The organism is Bacillus sp. FSL R12-0074 (genome assembly GCF_038005725.1).
In the GTDB taxonomy this organism is placed as follows: domain Bacteria; phylum Bacillota; class Bacilli; order Bacillales; family Bacillaceae_G; genus Bacillus_A; species Bacillus_A mycoides.
In genome coordinates this window covers 685,526-708,494 of record NZ_JBBOTR010000001.1, presented here as the reverse complement: position 1 = coordinate 708,494, position 22,969 = coordinate 685,526, and the positions used below count along the sequence as shown (strand labels likewise).

General features: G+C 36.7%; 21 protein-coding genes. 4 read left to right on the top strand and 17 right to left on the bottom strand.

Features of this window, described 5'->3' with window-relative positions:
* Positions 1 to 114 precede the first annotated feature (114 nt).
* The 10 genes from inhA2 to NSS97_RS03505 form a co-directional block, all read right to left on the bottom strand.
* Positions 115 to 2,508: a M6 family metalloprotease immune inhibitor InhA2 gene (gene inhA2, locus NSS97_RS03550; protein ID WP_341111604.1), complete on the bottom strand. Its 2,394-nt coding sequence runs from the start codon at positions 2,506 to 2,508 to the stop codon at positions 115 to 117.
* Positions 2,509 to 2,960: 452 nt separating this feature from the next.
* Positions 2,961 to 3,608, bottom strand: a complete 648-nt coding sequence (fsa, locus tag NSS97_RS03545; protein WP_000667669.1) for a fructose-6-phosphate aldolase — start codon at positions 3,606 to 3,608, stop codon at positions 2,961 to 2,963.
* A 38-nt stretch (positions 3,609 to 3,646) separates the two neighbouring features.
* Complete coding sequence (gene rbsB, locus NSS97_RS03540; protein WP_107887575.1) at positions 3,647 to 4,570, bottom strand: ribose ABC transporter substrate-binding protein RbsB; 924 nt, start codon at positions 4,568 to 4,570, stop codon at positions 3,647 to 3,649.
* A 14-nt stretch (positions 4,571 to 4,584) separates the two neighbouring features.
* Entirely contained in the window at positions 4,585 to 5,520 is a 936-nt protein-coding gene (locus NSS97_RS03535; RefSeq protein ID WP_002029798.1) for an ABC transporter permease subunit, read from the bottom strand.
* A gap of 3 nt (positions 5,521 to 5,523) precedes the next feature.
* Entirely contained in the window at positions 5,524 to 7,008 is a 1,485-nt protein-coding gene (locus tag NSS97_RS03530) for an ATP-binding cassette domain-containing protein (RefSeq protein ID WP_107887576.1), read from the bottom strand.
* 18 nt (positions 7,009 to 7,026) lie between these two features.
* Positions 7,027 to 7,422 (bottom strand): D-ribose pyranase, encoded by a 396-nt coding sequence (rbsD, locus tag NSS97_RS03525; RefSeq protein WP_002125248.1) that lies wholly within the window; start codon positions 7,420 to 7,422, stop codon positions 7,027 to 7,029.
* Entirely contained in the window at positions 7,419 to 8,315 is an 897-nt protein-coding gene (gene rbsK, locus NSS97_RS03520) for a ribokinase (protein ID WP_044444496.1), read from the bottom strand. The genes rbsD and rbsK overlap by 4 nt, the downstream gene beginning before the upstream one ends.
* Before the next feature lie 13 nt (positions 8,316 to 8,328).
* Positions 8,329 to 9,300 carry a ribose operon transcriptional repressor RbsR gene (gene rbsR, locus NSS97_RS03515; RefSeq protein ID WP_060751629.1) on the bottom strand — a complete coding sequence of 324 codons (972 nt, stop codon included), beginning with the start codon at positions 9,298 to 9,300 and terminating at the stop codon, positions 8,329 to 8,331.
* A gap of 138 nt (positions 9,301 to 9,438) precedes the next feature.
* The gene (locus tag NSS97_RS03510; protein ID WP_044444494.1) at positions 9,439 to 11,052 is read right to left on the bottom strand and encodes an MDR family MFS transporter; all 1,614 of its coding nucleotides are present in this window, start codon (positions 11,050 to 11,052) and stop codon (positions 9,439 to 9,441) included.
* A 19-nt stretch (positions 11,053 to 11,071) separates the two neighbouring features.
* Positions 11,072 to 11,530 (bottom strand): MarR family winged helix-turn-helix transcriptional regulator, encoded by a 459-nt coding sequence (locus tag NSS97_RS03505; protein ID WP_002125240.1) that lies wholly within the window; start codon positions 11,528 to 11,530, stop codon positions 11,072 to 11,074.
* A gap of 271 nt (positions 11,531 to 11,801) precedes the next feature.
* Here NSS97_RS03505 and glpT point away from each other — a divergent pair, with 271 nt between their 5' ends.
* The gene (glpT, locus tag NSS97_RS03500; protein ID WP_044444493.1) at positions 11,802 to 13,151 is read left to right on the top strand and encodes a glycerol-3-phosphate transporter; all 1,350 of its coding nucleotides are present in this window, start codon (positions 11,802 to 11,804) and stop codon (positions 13,149 to 13,151) included.
* 130 nt (positions 13,152 to 13,281) lie between these two features.
* Here glpT and NSS97_RS03495 read toward each other — a convergent pair whose 3' ends face one another.
* From NSS97_RS03495 to NSS97_RS03480, 4 genes are all read right to left on the bottom strand, one after another.
* Positions 13,282 to 13,398, bottom strand: a complete 117-nt coding sequence (locus NSS97_RS03495; RefSeq protein WP_002125236.1) for a DUF4027 family protein — start codon at positions 13,396 to 13,398, stop codon at positions 13,282 to 13,284.
* Positions 13,399 to 13,717: 319 nt separating this feature from the next.
* Positions 13,718 to 14,140 carry a universal stress protein gene (locus tag NSS97_RS03490; protein ID WP_044444492.1) on the bottom strand — a complete coding sequence of 141 codons (423 nt, stop codon included), beginning with the start codon at positions 14,138 to 14,140 and terminating at the stop codon, positions 13,718 to 13,720.
* A gap of 65 nt (positions 14,141 to 14,205) precedes the next feature.
* Positions 14,206 to 15,621: a SulP family inorganic anion transporter gene (locus NSS97_RS03485; protein WP_341111595.1), complete on the bottom strand. Its 1,416-nt coding sequence runs from the start codon at positions 15,619 to 15,621 to the stop codon at positions 14,206 to 14,208.
* Between the two features lie 156 nt (positions 15,622 to 15,777).
* Entirely contained in the window at positions 15,778 to 17,025 is a 1,248-nt protein-coding gene (locus NSS97_RS03480) for a cell wall-binding repeat-containing protein (RefSeq protein ID WP_341111593.1), read from the bottom strand.
* Between the two features lie 174 nt (positions 17,026 to 17,199).
* On the opposite strand from NSS97_RS03480, the gene NSS97_RS03475 reads away from it, so the two are divergent.
* Together NSS97_RS03475 and NSS97_RS03470 are read left to right on the top strand one after the other, a co-directional pair.
* Positions 17,200 to 17,877, top strand: a complete 678-nt coding sequence (locus tag NSS97_RS03475) for a response regulator transcription factor (protein ID WP_044444490.1) — start codon at positions 17,200 to 17,202, stop codon at positions 17,875 to 17,877.
* An 11-nt stretch (positions 17,878 to 17,888) separates the two neighbouring features.
* Positions 17,889 to 19,259, top strand: coding sequence for a sensor histidine kinase (locus tag NSS97_RS03470; RefSeq protein ID WP_107887579.1), 1,371 nt, complete (start codon positions 17,889 to 17,891; stop codon positions 19,257 to 19,259).
* Positions 19,260 to 19,297: 38 nt separating this feature from the next.
* On the opposite strand, the gene NSS97_RS03465 is transcribed toward NSS97_RS03470, so the two are convergent.
* On the bottom strand, positions 19,298 to 19,822 hold the full coding sequence (locus tag NSS97_RS03465; RefSeq protein ID WP_107887580.1) for a dihydrofolate reductase family protein: 525 nt from the start codon (positions 19,820 to 19,822) through the stop codon (positions 19,298 to 19,300).
* Between the two features lie 65 nt (positions 19,823 to 19,887).
* On the opposite strand from NSS97_RS03465, the gene NSS97_RS03460 reads away from it, so the two are divergent.
* Positions 19,888 to 20,883 carry an HTH domain-containing protein gene (locus NSS97_RS03460; RefSeq protein WP_181295511.1) on the top strand — a complete coding sequence of 332 codons (996 nt, stop codon included), beginning with the start codon at positions 19,888 to 19,890 and terminating at the stop codon, positions 20,881 to 20,883.
* A gap of 28 nt (positions 20,884 to 20,911) precedes the next feature.
* Here NSS97_RS03460 and NSS97_RS03455 read toward each other — a convergent pair whose 3' ends face one another.
* Entirely contained in the window at positions 20,912 to 22,348 is a 1,437-nt protein-coding gene (locus tag NSS97_RS03455) for a DUF4367 domain-containing protein (protein WP_107887582.1), read from the bottom strand.
* Positions 22,314 to 22,871: an RNA polymerase sigma factor gene (locus tag NSS97_RS03450; protein ID WP_341111587.1), complete on the bottom strand. Its 558-nt coding sequence runs from the start codon at positions 22,869 to 22,871 to the stop codon at positions 22,314 to 22,316. The genes NSS97_RS03455 and NSS97_RS03450 overlap by 35 nt, the downstream gene beginning before the upstream one ends.
* Between the last annotated feature and the right edge of the window lie 98 nt (positions 22,872 to 22,969).

The following is a 22,969-nucleotide window of genomic DNA, read 5'->3' as shown; positions in this document are numbered from 1 at the left end:
CATAATTTGATACACTACATATGAACAGACAATTGTATTACATAAGCTAAAATAATAACTTAATGTACAAATTAAAAAGCACACTCTTCATATGAAGAATGTGCTTTTATGTTATTAACGTTTAATCCAAACAGCGCCTGCCGATTTATCCTCTGCCTGTCCAACAACTTGGAATTTAAGTCCAAGGTTTGGAACTTTTCTTCCCGCGTCTGCAATTTGTTTGTTACTATATACTTTTGAATCATCAAAAGTTGTAACACCTTGTAATCCAGAATAGTTAAACTGTCCACGTGTTAATGAATTTGCACTCCATGCGGGTGTTTGATCAAATGAAAAGGCAGCGTCTGCAATTTGCATGCCTGTATTACCATACGCTGGTTTCCCGTTTAAATTACCAACAAACGCTTCTGGATGAGAGTCTACAACACCAAGGAAGCCTTCACCTGGATGTACCCCAACCCAGTTATCTTTGAAACTATCATCTGCATACCAAACGACAAGACCAGTATTATACACCGGACCTTTTCCTGCTTTTAATCCATTATCTGATCCAGCATAGTTTCTCCACTCTAAATAATAATAATGTTGTTTCTTCTCTGTCCCATCAGAAACAACGAATCCATTTAACTGCATTTTAGATGTTCCTTCTGCATCATCAGAAAATACTACTTGTCCATCAACTGTTACATTTACATTATCCATCGCGAAACCTTTATATGTTACAGCTGGATCTGTAATATAGTCGAATTGTAGTTTCACTTTCTTCCCTTTAAATTGACTTAAATCGTATGATTTATCAATCCATTTTCCATCTGTCGTGTCTTTATCTCCTTGTACTACTTTTTCTCCAACTCTATCAATTAACGTCTTCGTTCCATCTTCTGTTACAGCATGTACTTCGATGAAATCACACTCTGCTTCTAACTCATAATTTGCTTTATAATCGAATTTTGCATTTGTTCCTTTTGTTAAATCAAAGAATGGTGTTTCTAATGTCGTATGCATATCATCTCCTCCTGTACTATAATATGCATGCTTTCCAAACTCCGGTTTAATTGTTTCAACACTTTTACCTGGTAAGTTAACACGTACAACGCCTGGACGATTGGATTTCGTAACACTTTGATCAATATATGTAGGAACTCCTACACCACGCTTAATTTTATCGTAATCTACTTCTAAAATTTTCGCCCAGTTACCACCCATATTTTTTTGTAAGAAATCTTTATTTTGTGGTGAGAAACTAGTTGGCTCTGTTCCTGCGATTTTTCCTGTCCAGCTACCTCCACTCATTAATGACCACGCTTCAACAGGTGAACCAGTTCCAGTATATTTCGTGTCATATTCATCCGGTAAGCCAAGGTCATGTCCAAATTCATGTGCAAATACACCTACTGCTCCATCTTCTGGTTCAATTGTGTAATCATGCGCTGCTACTTTTCCACCAAAGTAATCTACATTTGATTTTGTACCTTCAATCGCTACTGGATCTATTGCTAATTTTGAACGATGTGACCAAATTGCATCATCACCTAATTTACCGCCACCAGCTTCTTGACCAACACCAGCATGGATTACCATTAAATGATCAATTACACCATCAGGTTCATTTGGATTTCCATCACCATTTGTATCATATCTATCAAATTGATCAAATTGAGATAAATCTAACCCTTTCTCAGCAGCTGCATGTAAAGCTTCTTTCACTAAATCACGTGCGCCTTTTGGTCCTTTATTATCGTGACCACTACTACCATCAGCACCGTAGTCAGACGCTTTCCCTGGCACAGTTAGCCATTCGGTTACATATCCGTCTGTCGTATAACTACCGCCAGACTGCTCTTCATAATATTGTTTAAACGTTTTTACTTTCGAACCATCAAATAGTTTGTACGGCTCATTACCAAATAACATTTTTTGATAATGCTCTCTACTAAAGTCTTTCGAATACATATACCCTGGCGTTTGATCAATATTATTATGTTTATAATCACTAAATTCAACGAGTAATACTAATACTTTATCATTTCGAACCGGTCCATTATATGGCGCTTGCTTTGCTTTAGAAGTTGGAACTTGCCCATTCAATTGATTTTTATTTGGTTCCGGTTTTTGCTCAGGGCTAACATTTTTTTCAGGTTTCTTTACTTTCTCCTTTTCTTCCATTTTTTTCTCTTTTACTTTTTTCACAAAATCAGATGCCTCTTTAGCAGTATCCGCTGGAAGAATTTCTTTATTTGCCTGATCCCCTTGTTTCTTTTCAATATATTTCTCTACAGCCTTTTTCGTCTCTTCTTTAGAAGATGCTGGATTAATTGTTCCTCTTTCCTTCAGTGCTTCCGCTAAACGATCTTCTTGAATTAAATTGTAATCAATTGGTGTTGTAGACACACTTTCTTTTGCTGGCGTTTCTGCGTATGCTAACGGAGCACTCATTACAGCTGAGCATCCGATGAGTGTCGCGATCGTTAATGATGACAACACTTTAAATGGCGCTTTTTTTCTCATTTTACTCATCCCCTTGTATCAATCTTAAACTTCAGATAAAAATACGTAATCTATCCTCCCTTGTATAATAAAAGACATGATTCTATAAGCAATAAGCTTTCTGTTATAGAATCATGTCCTCCAGTTTTCTGGTCAGACCCTCTATCTTTTTATCCCGCTATTCGCTGGGCAGTAAGACCCCCACCTCAAGATTCGGCGAATGTGCGGAAGTTAGGTGGGAGATAACTGCCCGTAAAAGCCCGATTGGTGCGGGCTGATAATCAGTGGGGGATGGACAAACCACCCACTAATTAAAGTTTCACTTTATGTCGAAATGTGAAAAATAAAGAGTGATTTGTATATATTAAATAGCTTATATTAAAAATTTAAAAGACAATATGCACAATTGCATGAAAATTCTTTCAAACAAAAAAAGAACCCAAGTTAATTAAACTTGGGTTCTCCATTTCGTATTATTTCTCTTGTGTTTTTTCCCAATCAGCTAAGAATTTCTCAATTCCTTGATCTGTTAATGGGTGCTTCACTAATGAAGCAATTACGTTTGCTGGGATTGTTGCAATATGTGAACCGTTTAATGCTGCTTCTGTTACATGAACACTATGACGTACAGATGCTGCAATGATTTCTGTTTCAATGCCGTGAATTGCAAAGATTTCTGCGATTTGACGAATTAAGTCCATACCGTTATGACCGATATCATCTAGGCGACCTAAGAACGGTGAAACGTATGTCGCACCAGCGCGAGCTGCAAGTAATGCTTGCACTGCTGAGAATACTAATGTAACGTTTGTACGAATTCCTAAATCTGAGAATGCTTTTACTGCTTTTAAGCCTTCTGTTGTCATTGGAACTTTTACAACAACATTTGGAGCGATTTTTGCTAACTCTTTTCCTTCTTCAATCATTTTATCAGCTTCTAAGCTAATTACTTCTGCGCTTACAGGTCCTTCAATAAAGCTGCAAATTTCACGAATACGCTCATGGAAATCTACGCCTTCTTTTGCTACAAGTGATGGGTTTGTCGTTACTCCAGCTACTACGCCTAATGCATTTGCCTCTTTAATTTCGTTAATGTTTGCTGTATCAATAAAAAATTTCATTTGTTATTCTTCCTTCCTAATTTTCATTTTATATTTATTTATTTTTTCTTAATAAGCTCTAATTCAATCGGAATAAATTTGTCCACTTTTTTACCTTGTGTTATCTCTTTCGCTGTTTCCATCGCCTTCTCTCCGATTAATTCCGGTTTTTGAGCGACTGTTGCTGCCATACGCCCATCTTTAACCGCTTTTACAGCATCATCTGTTGCATCAAATCCAACAACAACCACATCTGTTTTACCAGCAGATTTCAATGCCTCAATTGCGCCTAATGCCATTTCATCGTTATGAGCAAACACTGCTTTTATATCGCTATTTGCTTGCAAAATATTTTCCATAACGGATAATCCTTTTGCACGATCGAAATCAGCTGCTTGTTTTGCTACTACTTTTAAAGACTTATCAGCTACGTTATGGAATCCTTTCCCACGCTCACGAGCAGCAGACGATCCAGGGATTCCTTCTAACTCAGCGACATTTGTTCCTTCACCAACTAACTCCCGAATGTAATCACTAGCCATTTGACCACCTTCTACATTGTTGGAAGCTATGTGAGAAACAACTTTACCTGAATTCGCAACTCGGTCTACTGTAATAACAGGAACATTGGCTGCATTGGCTGCACTTACCGCTGAAGCAACAGCATCTGAGTCCGTTGGATTAATAACAATTACATCGACACCTTTTTGAATTAAATCTTCAACATCGTTTGTTTGCTTCGCTGCATCATTTTGTGCATCAACAGCAATTAATTCAATGCCGCTATCTTTTGCTTTCTTTTCTGCACCTTTTTTCAACGTGACGAAAAATGGATTATTTAAAGTTGAAACAGAAAATCCAACTTTAATAGTTTTATTTCGACCTTTATCGCTAGAATCCTTTGCCCATTCTGGTGGTTCCATTGAACAACCAGCAGTAACTACCATGATGCATGCAACGAGTATCAGTAACCATTTTTTCATGAATTGCCCCTCCATTACGCTTCTTTTCGACGATCAATTAGTACAGCTAGTAAGATTACAAGTCCTTTTACAACTTGTTGGAAGAAAGAAGATACACCTAATAAATTTAAACCGTTATTTAGTACACCAATAATAAGCACACCGATGAATGTACCAACAATCCATCCTCTTCCACCTGAAAGACTCGTTCCTCCTAACACAACTGCAGCAATTGCATCTAATTCGTAAGAAGTACCAGCAGTCGGCTGTGCAGAATCTAACCTTGATGTTAAGACAATACCTGCAAGCGCTGCCAAAATTCCGGAAAGACCGTAAATCATTACTTTAATTCTCGTAACATTAATACCTGATAAAGCTGCCGCTTCTTCATTTCCACCAATCGCAAACGTACGGCGACCAAACGTTGTTTTCTTTAAAATAAAGTACAGTACTGCAAAAGCGATCATCATTGTAACGGCTGGCACAGGAATACCAAGGAAATAACCACGGCCAAACATTTGGAACATTAAATGATCACCAAGACCAGTGATCGGACGTCCGTCCATATAAACAAGCGTCAACCCGCGAAAAATAGTCATTGTTGCTAAAGTTGCAATAAACGGAGCTACTTTTCCCTTCGCAATAATGATACCGTTTACAATCCCCATTGCAAGACCTGCTAATAATCCAACTACCATTGCAAGGAACGGATCCATGCCACTTGCCATCATTCCGGCAACAAGTGCACTTGATAATGCTAAAATAGAACCTACCGATAAGTCAATACCCCCTGTTAAAATAACGAAGGTCATTCCAAATGCAATGAGTGCATTAATCGATACTTGGCGCAGTATATTAAATAAATTTGGAATTTCAATAAATGCTGGATTTAAAGCTGTAATTACTACGATAATTAATACTAACCCAATTAAAGAACCAAGTTGTTGTAATACATTCCCCTTCTTAGCCATATCTTACTCTCCCCCTGTAGCTAGTGCCATAATAGACTCTTGCGATGCCTGATCTTTCTCTAAAATACCACCGATTTTCCCTTCATGAATAACGAGAACACGATCACTCATTCCTAAAACTTCTGGAAGCTCAGACGATACCATAATAACGGCATCACCCTGCTCAGTAAGCTTATTCATAATAGAGTAAATTTCTTTTTTAGCCCCAACATCTACACCTCTTGTTGGCTCATCTAAAATGAGTAACTGCGGATGAATACCTAGCCATTTTGCAATTACAATCTTTTGCTGATTTCCACCAGAAAGAGATTTTACAGCTTGCTCTCCGTTTGCTGCTTTCACATTAAGAAGCTTCATCATATCCTCTGTAAATTGCCGTTCTAAACCTTTATTAACAACGCTTCCCTTTGAAAGACTTTCTAAATTTGGTAAAGCTAAATTTTCCCGAATCGAAAAATCTAACACAAGCCCTTCAGATTTTCTATCCTCTGTAATAAAGGCAATTCGTTGTCTAATCGCATCAATTGGACTATCAATTTTTATTTCTTGTCCATTCATAAAAATTTTTCCTGAATCGAGCGGTTCATATCCAAATATTGCTTTCATAATATCCGTGCGACCAGCTCCCATCAAGCCCGCAACACCAAGGATTTCACCTTTTCTAACTTGAAACGAAACATTTTCAAATTTTCCTTTTTTCGTTCCGTTTCGCATTTCAAAAATCACTTCGCCAATTTGACTATTTCGTTCTGGATAACGTTCACCAATACTGCGGCCCACCATCATGCTAACTACTTCATCAAATGATGTTTCTGGAATTAATCTCTTCCCTACATATTCTCCATCACGCAAAATCGTAATAGCATCACATATTGAAAAAATTTCTTCCATCCGGTGTGAAATATAAACGAATGAAACGCCCTCTTTACGTAATTTATTAATAACAATAAACAGCGTTTCAATTTCGCGATCTGTTAATGCTGCTGTAGGTTCATCCATAATAATAACGCTCGCCTTTGTCATTAATGCTTTAGCAATTTCAATAATTTGCTGTTGTCCAACTGATAATTCACCTGCTTGCATAGCACCTCTCACATGTAGACCAAGATCTGCTAATTGTTGATGGGCAATCGCATTCATTTGACGCGTACGTAAAATGCCCGTTTTCCCATACATTAACTCTTTTCCAAGAAACATATTTTCAGCTACCGTTAAATTCGGTAATATGTTCAACTCTTGATGGATAAATGCAATACCATACTCTTCAGCTTCTTTCGCATTTTTAAAAGTTCGTTCTTTCCCATCAATCATGACTGTTCCACTGTCTTTTTTATATACACCTGTTAAAATCTTCATGAGCGTCGATTTCCCCGCTCCATTTTCCCCCATCAATGCATGGACTTCTCCTGTTTCAATCATAAACTGTGCGTTTTTTAGAACAGGATTACCACTGAACGCTTTTGAAATGTTCTTCATTTCAATATGCATTCTCATCACATCCCTTTATTAAAAAATCACGCCTGCATGTAAAATAACATTCGCATAAGGCGTTGCTTCTCCTGTACGAATAATCGCCTTCGCTCTCTTTGTATGCTCTTTAAATTCCTTATGAGACACATATTCAAATGCTGGCTCTATTAATCGCATCTCAACTTCTTTATTTACCTCTGCATTATTTATAATAACTTCTTCTGCTAACATCACTTTTTCAATTGCCATATCATCAGCAACTACTTGTAATACGTCTAAAAAGCTAGGCTTTCCGATTTCAACTGCTAAATCAATTCGTTTTACTCCATCAGGAATAGGTAACCCACAATCAGCAATTACAATCGTATCTGTATGTCCAAGTGAAGCAAGGACTGCCGCGATTTCGCTATTTAATACACCGTGCTTTTTCATCCGACAATCACCTGCACTTCACGTACTCTATCTCTCGTTGGCATACCGCCCTGTGCCCCAAGTTTCGTTACAGAAAGACCACCAGCAATATTTGCAAAACGAATTGCCTTTTGAAGTGTTGCTCCTTCAGAAAGCGCAACTGCTAACGCACCGTTAAATGTATCACCTGCTCCAGTCGTATCTACTACATCTACAGCAATACTTGGAACTTGAACAACTTCCGTTCCATTATGGAAACGAACACCATTAGACCCTTCTGTCATCAATAGCTTATTTGGATATTTAGCCAGTAACTCTTCAATTGGTGATGTGAAATCATTTAATACGATGCGACATTCATGTTCATTCGGCGTAATATAAGTCGCTTTTTCTAAAATATCTTCTGATAAAAATTGTGCTGGAGCCGGATTCAACATAACTGGAATTTTATGTTCCTCACAAATAGCCAGAACGTATTTTACTGTTTCAAGCGGAATCTCTAGTTGAAGAACAACCATATCTGCTTTTACAAGAAGGTCTTTTGAACGATCTACAACCGACTCATTTACAAGAGCATTTGCTCCTTGTACGACAACAATACTGTTATCCTCTTCTGCTAAAACGATATGAGCGATTCCTGTCGTCCTATCTGTAACCGGTACCACATAGTCGATAAAAATGCGTTCGTTCTCCAAGTTTTTTCTAACTACTGTTCCGTAATCATCATTTCCTACTGCACCAACCATCGCTACATTTGCTCCTAATCTAGCTGCAGCAACTGCTTGGTTTGCCCCTTTTCCTCCTGGTATCGTATGAAACGCTTCACCAATTACTGTTTCTCCTGCTTTCGGCCGTATTTTTGAAACAGCCACTAAGTCCATTGAAATGCTACCTACTACTGCAATATTTGGCATCTGTCTCATCTCCTTACTTCGTTGTATTTCGTTCTATAATTTCAATCGGTAAACGATAGTGTTTCTCTTCTAATGGATTTCCTTCCATCTGCTCTAACAACAATTCTGTTGCAATTTTCCCCATTTCATAAATTGGCTGTGCAACAGTCGTAATAGATGGATACATCATTTCAGTTAAAGAAATCCCATCGAATCCAATAATTTGTAAATCGTCTGGAATAGAAATTCCCTTTTGAAGTGCAGCCTTTACAATACCAATTGCAATTAAATCATTCCCAGCAACAATTCCATCAATATGCGGATATTCTTCTAATAATTCCACCGCTACCCGTTCACTATTAGCTGGATCGAATGTACTCTCTGCAATCATATAAGAAAGATTATTTTGCGTAATAACGTCTACAAAACCTTCAAAACGTTCATTAGCTGTGCTCACATCACGCGGTCCACGAATATGTGCAATATGTTTACACCCTTTGTCTATTAATAACTTTGTCGCCGCCTGGCTCCCTGCATAGTTATCTGCATATACAGTAGGAATGCGCTCATTAAACATACGGTCAATCGCAACAACTGGAATAGACAAATTCATGTAATTAACACTATTTTGTGGATTCGTTGCTACAATAAATCCGTCCACATTATTTTGTCTAAGCACATCAATGTATTGCTTCTCTTTTTCTAAATTTTCATCAGAGTTACAAAGTACAACTGTGTATCCTTGCTTATGTGCTACATCTTCTACAGCACGTGCAACTTCCGGAAAGAATGGATTCACGATATTTGGAACAACTAAGCCAATTAAACGAGACTTTTTATTATATAAAGAACGCGCTACTGTACTAGGCTTATAATCTAGCATTTCAATTGCTCGCTCTACTTTCTTTAATGTATCCTCATGGACATATCCATTTTTATTTAACACTCTGGAAACGGTCGCAACAGATACCCCTGCTAATTTTGCAACGTCTTTAATCGTACTCATTCTCTTTTCTCCTCATTTCATGTAACCGTTTACAGAAAATAATATAACGCATTTATAAAAATACGTCAATCATTTCTAACTAAAAAGCTTTTAAGGTTATACTCAAAAAAAGCATCGCCATAAGGCAATGCTTTTTTATTACGAATATGATACAGTTTTTTCCTTTTCTTCTACAGCAGGCTCTTCAGCATCTTTTTTACGATCAGACAGTTTAATTTTCTGTAAGAAAATCGTAAAGATAGCACCTACTACGATAAATACCAATCCTGTTAAGAATACAGTATGAAGTGAGTCCACTAAAGAGCTTTTCAAAATTGGTACGATGCTATTAGAAAATGCTTCTGGCATTTGTTTTAATGCCTCTGGACTAAATAGCATAGAATATAAACTTTGTGGATCTGTATGAATCATATCTTTAAATTTTGTTACCATTTGTCCCGCTTCTTTTGGGAATGTGTCTAATACAGGTACTAATTTATTTGTTAACGTTGTGCCTGAAGTATTATTCATAATTGATCCTAAAATTGTAATCCCAAACGTTCCACCGATTTGACGGAAGAACTGACTTGATGATGTTACAACGCCAAGATCTTTTTTCGGGAAGCTTTCTTGTAATGCTAATGTTAATATCGGCATAACAAGACCCATTCCTAAACCGATAACCATCATATAAGAAGTAGCGGTAAGCTTAGTTGTGTGCATATCCATCGTTGTTAATAACCAAAAACCACTAGCCATAATAAGCATCCCTGTAATAATTTGTGGTTTCACACCAATTTTTAATACAAGCTGACCACCAATAATACTCATAACGATCATTGTAATCATCATCGGTGTCATAATCGTTCCTGATTCAGCAGCACTTACGCCTACAATTCCTTGCATAAAGAACGGTACGAACATAATTGCTCCAAACATTCCGATACTCATAAAGAAACCGATCGCATTCAGTAGTGTAAATGTGCGGTTTTTAAAGAAGTGCATCGGTAAAATTGGTTCTTCAGCCTTCGTTTCAACGATAACAAAGCTAACAATACCAATGGCAGCTAGTGCAAATAACCCGATAATTTGCCAAGAACCCCATGCATAATCTTTTCCGCCAAACGTTAACGCAAGTAATAAACTTACAACACCGAGAATCATCGTGAAGATTCCAGCGATATCAATTTTAATTGGTCCTGTTTGTTTATGTGCTTTTAATCCCATTGCAATGAAGATTGTCGCTAAAATACCAACTGGTAAGTTAATATAGAATACCCATCTCCAGTTCACTGCGTCTACAATCCAACCACCAACTTGTGGTCCAATCACAGAGGCAAGACCGTATAGAGCTCCAAAAATACCTTGCCATTTAGCACGTTCTTTTCCCGTGAACATATCTCCTATAATAATCATAGCCATTGGCATCATAATACCGCCACCAAGACCTTGAATACCACGGAAAATAATTAATTCTGTCATACCGTTTGCCATACCACATAACGCTGAACCAACCATAAAGATAATTAATCCTGCTATATATACGTTACGACGCCCAAGTAAATCCGCTAATTTACCTGCAATCGGTACAACCGTTGTTGATGTTAACATGTAAGCTGTTGTTAACCATGTCATTAAACTTAATCCACCTAGTTCACCGACGATACGCGGCATTGCTGTACCAACGATTGTTCCGTCCAATGCAGCAAATAGCATTGCGATTACTAAACCGATTAACAACAACTTTCTATTCTGATTTTCTTGTTGCTCCATGTAATCTCCTCAATTCCTCTTAGTTTTTCTCTTTTTTCTCTGGTTTCCCGCAAATAATTGTTTCTAGCTTTTCAAAGAGGCGCAACAAATCTTCCCTCTCTTGTAATTCTAAGTGTGAGAAGTATTTTGCAATATGCTCATTACGAGCCGCCATCGCTTCTTCTACTGTAGCTTTCCCCTTCTTCGTTAGCTCAATGACAACAACGCGGCGATCATTATCGTCGTGATAGCGCTCTACTAACCCATGATCAATTAAACGATCAGTCATTACTGTAATCGCACTCGGTTTCACGTACATTTTCTCCGCCAATTGTGTCGCTCTTGAAGCTCCGTAATGATCTAAAATCTTTAAAATATAAAACTGCGGTGGTGTAAGTCCTGATGCTTGCATTTGTTCTAATAGCTCTGTTTGCATTTTCTTTCCTATAGCGAATGTAAGAGCTTGAATCTTATCAATATGAGTCATATCATTTGGCATGCTATCCACCTCTTATTTAAGCAATAAAATATTTAACGTATTTAAATATTAATCCCACAAACAAAATACGTCAACAACTTTCTTTATAAAAACGTTTACATTCTTGTCACAAAGTTGTATAATTTTCGTCGAAGTTAATATTGACAGTCACGGAGAATCGGAGTATATGGCTATGAATCATAAAAAAGGGAACTTTTTTATATTTCATAGCCTTTTTGTATTCTCTCTGTCTTAAAACGCTTCCAATTAATTAGGGGAGGATTTTCATTTTATGTTTTTCACACAATTATTTAAACCTGCGCCCCACGCAGAACGCTTACCAGCTGATCGCACTGATAGCGAATACCGCAAATTGCGTTTGCAAGTATTCTTAGGCATCTTCATCGGTTATGCGGGTTACTACTTTGTTCGAAAAAACTTTTCACTCGCAATGCCATACTTAATCGAACAAGGCTTTAGTAAAGGGGAACTTGGGGTTATCCTTTCAGCAGTATCTATCGCTTACGGATTAAGTAAATTTCTTATGGGTATCGTATCCGATCGTTGTAATCCTCGCTACTTTTTAGCAGCTGGGCTATTTTTATCCGGTATCATTAATATTATTTTCGGCTCATTTTCTTTCATTACAACGAGCATTATACTTATGTTTGTACTTCAGTTTTTAAATGGATGGGTACAAGGTATGGGATGGCCTCCTTGTGGTCGTACGATGGTTCACTGGTTCTCCGTTAGTGAACGTGGTACAAAAATGTCTATTTGGAACGTCGCTCATAATGTCGGCGGCGCGCTTATGCCCTCTCTCGTTACATTAGGCTTATATTTCTTTGCAAATGACTGGAAAAGTATATTTTACTTCCCAGGTATTCTTTCAATTTTGGTGGGGATTTATGTATTAATTACGATGAGAGATACACCTCAATCTTGCGGATTACCTTCTATTGAAGAACATACTGGGGAATATCCATCAGATGAAAAAGTAGCGGACCGTGAACGCGAACTTTCGGTAAAGGAAATTTTATTTACATACGTATTAAACAATAAGTTTTTATGGTACATCGCTATCGCTAATGTCTTTGTTTATTTCGTTCGTTACGGCGTTGTAGACTGGGCTCCTACTTATTTAGTAGAAGAAAAAAGCTTTACTCACAGTAGCTCACGTACAGCTTATGCTCTATACGAATGGGCTGGTATTCCAGGTACACTTCTTTGCGGATGGATGAGTGATAAACTATTTAAAGGGCGCCGCGCACCTGCTGGCATTCTATTTATGGTCGGTGTATTCATTGCCGTTCTTGTTTACTGGCTAAATCCTGCTGGGCATCCAATCATTGATAGTATCGCACTTGTTTCCATTGGATTTTTAATTTACGGACCTGTTATGCTAATTGGTCTTCACGCGCTTGACTTAGCACCCAAAAAAGCTGCTGGAACTGCCGCTGGGTTAACTGGGTTCTTCGGTTACCTAGGGGGAGCTACTTTTGCTAGCGCAGCTATGGGCTTTATTGTAGATGGATTCGGATGGGACGGCGGATTCATTTTGCTCCTTGCTTCTTGTGTGCTTGCAATGTTCTTCCTTGCTCTTACTTTAAATACAGGATCTGCTAAATCAAAAGAAGTTTAAACAAAATATAATGTGTAGAAAAATAAACATAAAAATAGCTCTTAGCATTTACTTACATGCTAAGAGCTATTTTTTATTTATCGTTCTTCTCTTGCTATTTATATTAATCATTTCCCTTCTATTCATACGATTAAAACATTTGCTGAAACATCTTTATTAAAACAGCTAACATAACAGATCCAGCAAATCCACCTAAACAAATTAAACTTACCCCTTGGCTATAAGACAAATTTTGAAATGATTTCATACCTTCCATCCTCCCCATATCCCCTTTGATATTCTTATTGTATCAATGGGAAAAATTTCATAACATCGATTTCGCTGACAGCTAACTTACAAATTTGTAAGTTAACATTTTTTTAAACTTATATATATTCTGTCCACATTCTCCCTCTTAATACATCAAAAAAGACCTCGAATTATATCAAGGTCCTGCTTACACTACATAATATCTCACTCAACTTATTTTATCCCGCTATTCGCCGGGCAGTAAGACCCCCACCTCAAAATTCAGTGAAAGCAAAGAAGTTAGGTGGGGATGAACAAAACCCCCACTGATTAAAGTTTCACTTTATAATCATCACCGGGCATTTCACACGCTTTGCTATTTTATGACTTACACTACCAAGCACCATCTCTTGCAGTGTATTTAGCCCTCTACTCCCAGCAATAATAAGATCTATATCTCCTGTATTTACATATTGAACAATCGTATCTCCTGGATCGCCATGTAGAATCGTAATTTTGTAGGGAATGTTCTCTTTCTTTAATAAACCCTCAATCTCTTTTAATTTATCTTTTCGACTAGCTGATATTGTTTCTAAATCCGTTTGTCCTTGTATAATATCTGACTTTGCCGTTCTATTATCTACTACGTACACAACTTCAACATGTGTTTCTTCGTTAAATTTCGCAATATATGTTGCATGCTCGGCTGCTCGAAGTGCATGTTCAGAACCATCGCATGCTAATAAAATTTGTTTGTACATATGCTGAATCCCCTTTTCGTTATCCTATCCGTATTATATAATAAAGCCCCCTAAAAAGGAGGCTTCTAACTAGCAATTCTCTTATTATAAGTAGCTAAATTCGCAACGAGCTTCGAGCTACGTTCATTTAACCCTGTGATCCTTACTTTCACACCGTTCTGTTCATACTTCATTATAACTTTATCAATTGCCGCTACTGCTGAATCATCCCATACGTGTGCGTTAGTAAAGTTCATCTCAATTTCTTTCACATCTTCATTGTATGAAAAAGCATTTATATACTCTGCCGTAGATGCGAAGAATAGTTGGCCGTGAATTTCGTATATTTTCTTATTTTCAATATACAAATGTTTCACGTGAATCTTTGCCATATTGAATGCAAATAAAACTGCACTAATTATCGTTCCGATAATTACACCTAATCCTAAATTATGTGTAATTAGGACAATCACAACTGTTACGATCATAACAAATGCGTTTCCTTTTGGTACTTTATGAATCGTCGCTACAGAGTTCCAATCAAACGTCCCAATCGAAACCATAATCATAACTGCAACTAAAGCTGCCATCGGAATATGAACAACGTAATCACCTAAAACAAATAGCAATACGATTAAAAAACCACCGGCTACAAACGTCGATAATCTCCCGCGACCACCTGATTTAATGTTAATAACAGATTGTCCAATCATTGCACATCCTGCCATTCCTCCGAAGAAACCAGCAACAACGTTCGCAATCCCTTGTCCACGTGCCTCTTTATGCTTATTACTTTCCGTATGTGTCATATCGTCTAAAACCGACGCCGTTAATAATGACTCTAGTAAACCTATAACCGCTAGCATAACTGAATACGGTAAAATAATTGCTAATGTCTCAAGTGTAAATGGAACATCAGGAATACTAAAGAACGGTAATTCTTTCGGTAAGCTTCCCATATCCCCTACTGTTTTTAACTGTAATCCGCTCATAAGTGCAATGCTTGTCACAATAATAATTGAAATAAGTGTAGACGGAACAGCCGTCGTAATACGTGGAAATAAATATATAATTGCAAGTCCTAATGCGACAAGTGCATACATTTGCCAAGTTGCATTTTTAAAATGCGGCAATTGTGCTGTAAAAACTAAAATTCCAAGTGAATTTAAAAAACCACTCATAACGGATTTAGGAACAAACTTCATAAATGCGCTCAGCTTGAACACTCCAAAAATAATTTGAACAATACCTGTTACTATTGTCACAGCAAATAAATATTGTAAACCGTGATCCTTCACAAGAGTGACCATTAATAAAGCCATCGCACCCGTTGCCGCCGAGATCATCCCTGGTCTTCCGCCGACAAACGAAATTGTAACCGCAATACAAAAGGCCGCGTACAATCCAACCGTCGGATCTACACCTGCAATAACAGAAAAAGCTATCGCTTCAGGAATTAATGCTAAAGCAACAACAACCCCCGATAGCACGTCCCCTCTCATATTTGAGAACCATTCATTTTTTATAGTTTGATTTTCTCCGTAAGAAAATCTAGGCCGACTGCACGAAGGCTATTATATAACGAGCAAAGGATGTTGTGCTATGTAAAAGTTTCCTAAAGAAAAGACGCTACCTTAGCAGCGTCTTTTCTCATTTCATTAATGTCCACCGTGACCTTGACCACTTTCCTGAACAATTTCTAACCTCTCATCCAATATACCTTGTGTTTCAAATGAAATATCACTAGTACTTCCTAATAGGAAACCATGATTATACGGTCCAAGTGCTGGATCATCTTTAAACTTCGGCTGAATAGTAGCAAGGAAGTCATACACTGGTTGTTTTGCTTTTCCTTCCTCAAGCAAAACAACAGGGGCATGTTTACCCATATGTGAAAACGGTGCTCCCGCAATTGCTAAGTCTGGTGTTTTGCTTGAAACAAATGACAAACCGTGACCTGGTTTTGTGAATCCCCAGCCAAATTTCGTTTTTTCATCTTTAAATTTCGCAAATGCAACCGAATTTTCTGTTGGAGTCTCCCCACTAATACGCGTTACTTTCCCGTATTTACTTAACTCTTTTTCTACTTCTTTCGAAACGATTTTTTCTGGTCCTAACACATATATATTCGCTTTATCTTTTCTCGTCTTTAATGCCTCTATTGTCGCTTCTGGCACTTTATTTTTTTCAGTATATAGAAGAGGTTCTGGCATATGAGAAATCCAATTTACAGCTGGTGTTGTATATAAACGTCCTTCTTCTTCAGACGAACCGATAATAACGCTATTTGGATAATTTCCTGTTATATCGGCATATTCTTTATCAATATCTTTAGCAAATTTAGCTGGGTCCGTTTCTTTTATTTGCTTTACTTTATATTCTTTTAATTGCTCGAGGATAGATGCACCTACATCCCCCATCACCATAATTTGTGTTCCATCTTTCGTTCCGAGCGGATTTAATCGTTTTATTTCTTTTAACGTCACTTCGGGTACCTTTTCTTTTTCTATAAATAAAATCGGCCCGTTATTCGGATGGTGAATAAGATCCGCACTCGCAATACCTAATTGCCACTCGTTTACTGGTACTAAAATAATAGCGCCTGGCTGATTCTCTTTATGCGTTGCTGGCCATATCGTTTGCGAAGTTAATACTGCCATTTGCAGAGGATCGTTTGTGTTTAATCTCGTTACATTTTTTAAGCTTGTCGTTAATAAATCATTCGATGCACCTTCGTTCATTTCTTTCGGCGCAGTTACCTCCTGATTCATTTTCATTTCCTTTTGCTCTGTTTTCTTCTCTTCTTTAGATTCATGATTTTTATGATCTGTATTCGTTTGTCCACACGCCGCAAGACCAACCGCCGCAATTATTGTTATCCCCAAAATTCGGATCATCTTTTTCACTATATCGCCTCCGTATTATTCGTTTTCGAGCCAATATTATTACCTAAAATAGAATTTCAACTTTACAATAACAAGCAATTCTGAAGAAATTATGCAGATGCATGATAATCTGCACCATTTCTTCATGATTTTGACTTACAATTTAAGTAATAACTACAAATGCGGAGGTACTCTATGATCGATATACTACTCGTAGATGATGAACCGAGAATGCTTGAATTATTAACGCTTTATCTTACTCCAATCGGATATAACTGCGTATGTGCAGCATCCGGAGAAGAAGCTATTTCACATATAGAAAATCGAAACTTCAAATTTGTTTTACTCGATATTATGATGCCAAAGATGGACGGGTGGGAAACTTGCAAAAGAATTCGATCATTTAGTAACGTTCCTATCATTATGGTAACTGCTCGTGATCAGACGGTAGATGTCGTTCAAGGGTTAAAACTTGGAGCTGATGATTACGTGACGAAACCATTCCACGAAGAGGAGCTCTTCGCAAGAATTGAAGCTGTTTTACGCCGAACCAATCAACATGCACAAATCCAATATCACGGCATTTTATGGGATGAGGCCAAGCATTTCATTTCTGTCCATAATGAAGAACTTCTTCTCACCCCAATCGAATTCTCTTTACTCGGATTATTTTTACGCCATGTGAACTACGTATTAAGCCGTGATCAGCTCATTGAACGAATTTGGGGATTAAATACAAATACAGAAGATAGAACAGTCGATTCACATATTCGTAATTTACGTGATAAATTACGAAAAGTAAATTTCCCCATTGATCACCATTTAAAAACTGTTTACGGAGTAGGATATCGATGGATTGATATTGAAAACTAAGGAGCAAAACGATGAAGCGAATTTCTATTCAACTCGGATTTTATTTTCTAATTGTTACACTTTTAATCGAAAGTGTTCTATTTGTCTTGCTCTATTATAGCCTTGTAAACAATAGAGTGAATGAAGAAATGACTGCTTTATTAAAGCGTGGAAATAGTCACCGAGATGTCCTTGAAAAATATTTTGACAGGCAAACAATCTCCCATGTTGCTTTAATGGAATCCGAAGCTGAAACAACTGTTATTATTACAAATGCAAATAAGGAAATACTAGCTAAATCCAACGAAATAAATACTACTATAAAAAAACATATTGAAGGAATGCAAACACGAACAGATCATGATGGAGCAATTATAGAGAATCATTGGAAAACATCTAATTATATATGTACAGTTAGCCCAATTGTAGTGGCAGGAAAAACGGAAGGCTATGTATATATGTTTCTCGGAACGGAATCAATCGAAGAAATGGTTAACGGGCTAACAAGACAATTCATTATCGCAGGAGTCATTACTTTTCTATTAACAGCCATCACCATTTTTCTATTATCACGTTTGTTAACAAAACCATTGTTACACATGAAACAAGCGACTGAAAAAATGAGTAAGGGCGATTTATCCGTTTCATTAACAACTACTCGAAATGACGAAATTGGTGAACTAGCACAATCTATCCAAACTCTCGCAAATGATTTACATTATATGAAAACAGAGCGAAGTGAATTTCTAGCAAGTGTTGCTCACGAATTACGAACACCATTAACGTACGTAAGAGGTTATGCTGACATTGCATCAAAAGAAAACACACCCCCAGAGCAACGTTTACGATACTTATCCATTATAAAAGACGAGTCTGATTATATTACAAACTTAGTCCAAGATTTATTTTCACTCGCTCAAATGGAAAAGCATAACTTTTTCATTCAAGTACAGGAAGTGCATTTACACACCTTCCTTACTCGCATCACTGAAAAAATAAATGTGATGTACGGAGAAAAACAAATTAAAGTTGTTTTCACATGTCCTTCCTCACTCTTAGTAAAGCTAGATGAGCAACGCTTTGAACAAGTTATGGCTAACATTTTAAATAACGCGTATAGACATTCAAAAGAACATTCTCATATAAATATTTCTGTTACAGAAGAACATAAACGTATTTCCATTACAATTGAAGATGAAGGCGAAGGTATTCCGCCTGAAGACCTCCCTCACATTTTCGATCGCTTTTACCGTGTTGATAAAGCGCGCTCTAGAGCTACAGGAGGCACTGGTTTAGGGCTCTCCATCGTAAAAGAAATCGTAGAACTACACGGCGGGAATATTACTGTCACAAGTGAAATTAATCACGGATCTTGCTTTACAATTTCATTGCCATCTATATAGAAACACGACTATCATCAATAGTCGTGTTTTCTTATCCTTTAGGACTTTACTTTATAATATAAATTTACGAATTGGCCAAAACGTTTCGTATCCGTTAAAGTTAAATGAATTTCCGGGTTCTTTTCTTTAAATAACGGAACTCCAGAACCTAATATGTGAGGTGTAATCGTAACAACATATTCATCAATTAAATTATTCTTAAAGAACTCTCTCAGTAGACTCCCTCCACCGACCATCCATATTTTGGATCCTCCCTGCTCTTTCAACCTTTTTGTAAACTCTAATACATCTTCATTTACAAACTCTACATGTTCGTTTGAACCTTTTTCTGAATTAGAAAAAACATAACATTTTTTATCTAGGTACGGGAATGTTTCCGTATGCTCTACCACATAATCGTACGTTCTCTTTCCCATAATTATCGTATCAATTGTTTCGTACATTTCTGTATAACCGTTGTCTCCCTCACCTTCTGTTTCCATTAACCACTCTAAATCATCATCTTCTTTCGCGATAAATCCATCTAAGCTCGCTGCAATAAATAAAACAATTTCACGTGACATATCTTTTCCTCCTTACAGCTTCTATTGATAAAATCATCTTATAAGCACTATACTAACCATAAAACATGACAACTTATGTCATGTTAAAAAAGAAAAAGGTGATATCCTTGTCAAAAGCAAAACGTTTACTAGACATTCTTATATTTGCTTCTACGAAAAAAACATTTACAGCTCAAGAAATAGCTGATGAATTTAATATTTCCGTTCGTACGGTCCATAGATATATTTTAGATTTAAGTGATATGGGGTTACCCATTTACGCTGAACAAGGTCGCAACGGGGGATATAAAGTATTAACAAACAGCATGCTTCCCCCCATTTTATTTACCGAAGAAGAAGCGGTCTCCATCTTTTTTGCTTTCCAATCTTTAAGCTACTATCGTAACTTGCCTTTTAATACAGAAATCAATTCTGTTACTCATAAACTGTATAGCTCTCTACAAAATGATGCGAAAGCTAAAGTTGATAAAATACGTTCTTATATCGCTTTTTGGAATCCGAAGAGAACAATTGAGACAACTTTTTTAAACGAAGTATTAACAGCGGCTATTGAAAATAAAAACTTACACTTTCAATACGAGTCTAAATCGGGGATTAAAACAAAACATGTTCATCCTATCGGTGTATATGCTCACGACGGTTTATGGTATTTGCCATCCTATGACTTTAGTAAAAAAAAGGTATTACTGTATCGCGTTGATCGTATTCTTTCTATATTATCAACAGAAGAAAATAAAGATACGTTCATGAATTTAGAAGAATGGTTCGAATCTAACTCTAACGTAGTACACACTCCTATCCAATTACATGTTTTATTAACGACAGAAGGCGTGCGCCAATGTAAAAGCGTTCCTTACCTTGAAGAATTCGTGGTAGTAAACGAAGACGGGACAGGTTATATACATTCAACAATTGATAAAGGTGAAATTAACTTTATTACCCCTTTATTTTATAGACTTGGAAAAGATGCACGAGTTTTAGAACCGAAAGAATTAATAGATGGTTTACGTATACGTGCGAAAGAAGTTTTACATATGTATGAAGACGAAAAAAGCTGCTAAATATAAGCAGCTTTTTGTGTATTTGTTCCTATTGTTTTGACTGTTGACGAATATCAATCCACCAACGATATGACGCATTCATATTTTCAGTACTTCCATTCCCTCTGTAATGAAAAGCATCAAGGAAAATTGAATCTAGTTTATCCTCATCCACAAAATAACCCAAGTTAACTTTCATCGTTTGGCCAGGTCGGATACTGCCAATATTGTAAAAGCTTTTTCCATCTCCATGAGGTTCTAAATAATCGACTTCGCCCGTCATAATACGCGTTGCGTCCATTCCCTCTTCTTTAGCGTAGTTCCATGCATTTCCTTCAAATTTAAGCTGTTTTATGGATGGAGTCATATAGATTTCTTCTGTCACCTGTTTACCTATATTTTTCACTGTTGTTGTCAGGTAGACAAATTTAACATTAACTAATTTCGAATCTACTAATGTATCAATTGAATCTTTACCATTCCCTAATTTATATACATCCCGTCTGTACGATAGCAATTTTCCCGTCTGATCTAAAGCCTTCTTCTTGCTTAATATCCCTAAGCCAAGTTCATTAAAGTTCTCTTGTTTAAAATCTTTAATCGAATCAAAAACTTCAACCTTTTCTATCACATATTCAATTTGGCTGTTATCCATAGATATCGTTACTGGAACCTTTTGTCCTATGTGAAATAGTCGTTTACTATCTTTTTTCAAAGGAATCACCTTAGTTTTTTTAGGTTCATCCGCTTCACTAAAATACTTTTTATCATAATCTGTTATATGTGCTGCCTTTTCTTTTGATGTGGGCTCAAGTGAAATGTTCCCTAACACATCCATCATTTGTTCTTCATTTACATCTGATCCAATAAAACTTTCTAACATAATCCCTTCTTTCTCAAAAAAGAGAAAGACCTTCCTATCAAACATTACATTGTTGTTTCCAGTTTCTTTATGAACAATTACTGCTTTCCTGCCATTTATCTCTTTTTCTTCATAGCTTTTTGAATATAAAGTTTGAAAGTCCGCATTTCCCCCCACTCTCCAAAGAGCGAATGAAAATCCACCCATTGCGTCGTTATCTTTAAATGAATATTTCATAGCCGAGTCATCAATTGCTTCCATATTTTCTGGTAATTTACCAACTTTCAACTTATACCACTTATCAATATTTTTCGATTCCTTATTCGTTACTGAAACATTTACTTCGTAATTTTGTTTTTGAACAATCATATTATAGACTTTTACTGCACCAAAAACGGTTGTCGGCATACCAATCAATAAACAGGCCGCAGCGATTAACATACGATGTCTTTTACGCTTTGTCTGTGGTTGCTCGCCTTTCAGCTTCATTTCCTCCATAAACAATTTCTTTTTGTGTGTATATGTATGTGAAAATTCATGTTGTTCTTCAAGTGTATCAAAATCATCTAAAGCAATATTTTCAGCAAGGTCATACATTTCTTTGGAGTTCTTTGAATTCGTCATTTTGTATACCTCCTATAATACTTTGTACTCGTTTTCGAGCGCGCTCAAATTGCTTGCGGACATTAGCCTCTGTTATCCCCATTACACTTGAAATTTCCTGATACGTTAAGTTATAGAAAACTTTGTACTTAAAAACTTGTCTGTTAGATTCATTTAACTCTTTTAGCAATGTATCAATTTGAACCTCAGACATTAGACGTTTTTCCCACTCATCAATATTTTCATCTACTACTTCTGTTGATTCTCGTTGATATTCTTCTAAAAATGTTTCATGTCGTTTATTTTTCCGGTAGCTATCAATCGCTTTGTTTTTCGCAATCCTCAAAATATACCGTTTAAGCTCTTGAGTGTTCAAACTATGCACCTTTTCCAAATTCTCACAAAGAGTAATAAACGTCTCTTGAACTGCATCTTCAGCCTGCTGAATATTATTTAAAATAGAATAAGCTACATAATAAATTTTTTGTTCATACAACTCGTACAGCTCTTCCATTTTTTCATAATCGTTGTTTGTACCTTTCATATAATTCCTCCTCTCACTCTATATAACGAATGAGCAATATACTTTGTGACACTGCAAAATCTTTTCATAGATAAAATTTAATAATAGAATAAATAAAA